This window comes from Microbacterium sp. cf332, assembly GCF_900102175.1.
GTDB lineage: Bacteria > Actinomycetota > Actinomycetes > Actinomycetales > Microbacteriaceae > Microbacterium.
In genome coordinates, this window is the sequence record NZ_FNKN01000008.1 from 1 (window position 1) to 1783 (window position 1783).

Below are 1783 nucleotides of genomic sequence, written 5' to 3' on the forward strand. Positions count from 1 at the left end.
GAGTCACGGATTTGCCTATGACTCGGCCTACGCACTTGCCCCGGGACAACCATCGCCCGGGTTGGGCTACCTTCCTGCGTCACACCTGTTAATACGCTAGCCGCACCAGCATGGGGTCGAGCGTTAGACCGGACCGTCTCACCCCGAAGGGATCAACTAAGCCCGGGTTAGGACTCTTAGCACCACTGGATTAGCTTGGGCGGTTCTTCGCCGGTACGGGAATATCAACCCGTTGTCCATCGACTACGCCTGTCGGCCTCGCCTTAGGTCCCGACTTACCCAGGGAAGATTAGCTTGACCCTGGAACCCTTGGTCTTTCGGAGGACGTGTTTCTCACACGTCTTTCGCTACTCATGCCTGCATTCTCACTCGTGTAGCCTCCACGGCTGGTTCACACCGCCGCTTCGCTGGCCACACGACGCTCTCCTACCCATCAACACGGCTGGACCACGAAGGCCTACCAAAAATGTCAATGCCACAACTTCGGTGGCGTGCTTGAGCCCCGTTACATTGTCGGCGCGGAATCACTTGACCAGTGAGCTATTACGCACTCTTTCAAGGGTGGCTGCTTCTAAGCCAACCTCCTGGTTGTCAGAGCAACTCCACATCCTTTCCCACTTAGCACGCGCTTTGGGACCTTAGTTGGTGGTCTGGGTTGTTTCCCTCTCGACTATGAAGCTTATCCCCCACAGTCTCACTGCTGCGCTCTCACTTACCGGCATTCGGAGTTTGGCTGACGTCAGTAACCTTGTAGGGCCCATCGGCCATCCAGTAGCTCTACCTCCGGCAAGAAACACGCAACGCTGCACCTAAATGCATTTCGGAGAGAACCAGCTATCACGAAGTTTGATTGGCCTTTCACCCCTATCCACAGCTCATCCCCTCAGTTTTCAACCTAAGTGGGTTCGGTCCTCCACGACGTCTTACCGTCGCTTCAACCTGGCCATGGATAGATCACTTCGCTTCGGGTCTAGGACACGCGACTGAATCGCCCTATTCAGACTCGCTTTCGCTACGGCTACCCCACACGGGTTAACCTCGCCACGTATCGCTAACTCGCAGGCTCATTCTTCAAAAGGCACGCTGTCACCCCTGCTAAGGAGGCTCCAACGGTTTGTAAGCAAACGGTTTCAGGTACTATTTCACTCCCCTCCCGGGGTACTTTTCACCTTTCCCTCACGGTACTTGTCCGCTATCGGTCATCTGGGAGTATTTAGGCTTATCAGGTGGTCCTGACAGATTCACACGGGATTTCTCGGGCCCCGTGCTACTTGGGATACTCTTCACGCCAAGAGAGGCATTTCGACTACGGGGTTCGCACCCTCTATGACCAGGCATTCAAACCTGTTCGTCTATACCATCTTGTAACGTCGACCACTCGGCAGAATGATCAGAAAAGTCCCACAACCCCCAACGTGCAACGCCTGCCGGCTATCACACACGCAAGGTTTAGCCTGATCCGGTTTCGCTCGCCACTACTAACGGAATCGCTGTTGCTTTCTCTTCCTGTGGGTACTGAGATGTTTCACTTCCCCACGTTCCCTCTACCCGCCCTATATATTCAGGCGGGAGTCACTAGGTCGGCACGCCGCCCAGCGGGGTTTCCCCATTCGGACACCCTCGGATCACAGTGTGCTTATCCACTCCCCGAGGCTTATCGCAGATTGCTACGTCCTTCTTCGGCTCCAGATGCCAAGGCATCCACCGTTTGCTCTTAAAGACTTGAAATCACATGAGTTGAATCGTCAAAAAATTGACTAATGATCTTTAAGATCATCTTCAC

1 rRNA gene is annotated in these 1783 nt (G+C 54.3%); it reads right to left on the minus strand.

Annotated elements, in window-relative coordinates:
• Window positions 1-1728, minus strand: a 23S ribosomal RNA gene (locus BLT21_RS15475); the annotation flags it as partial.
• Window positions 1729-1783 lie beyond the last annotated feature (55 nt).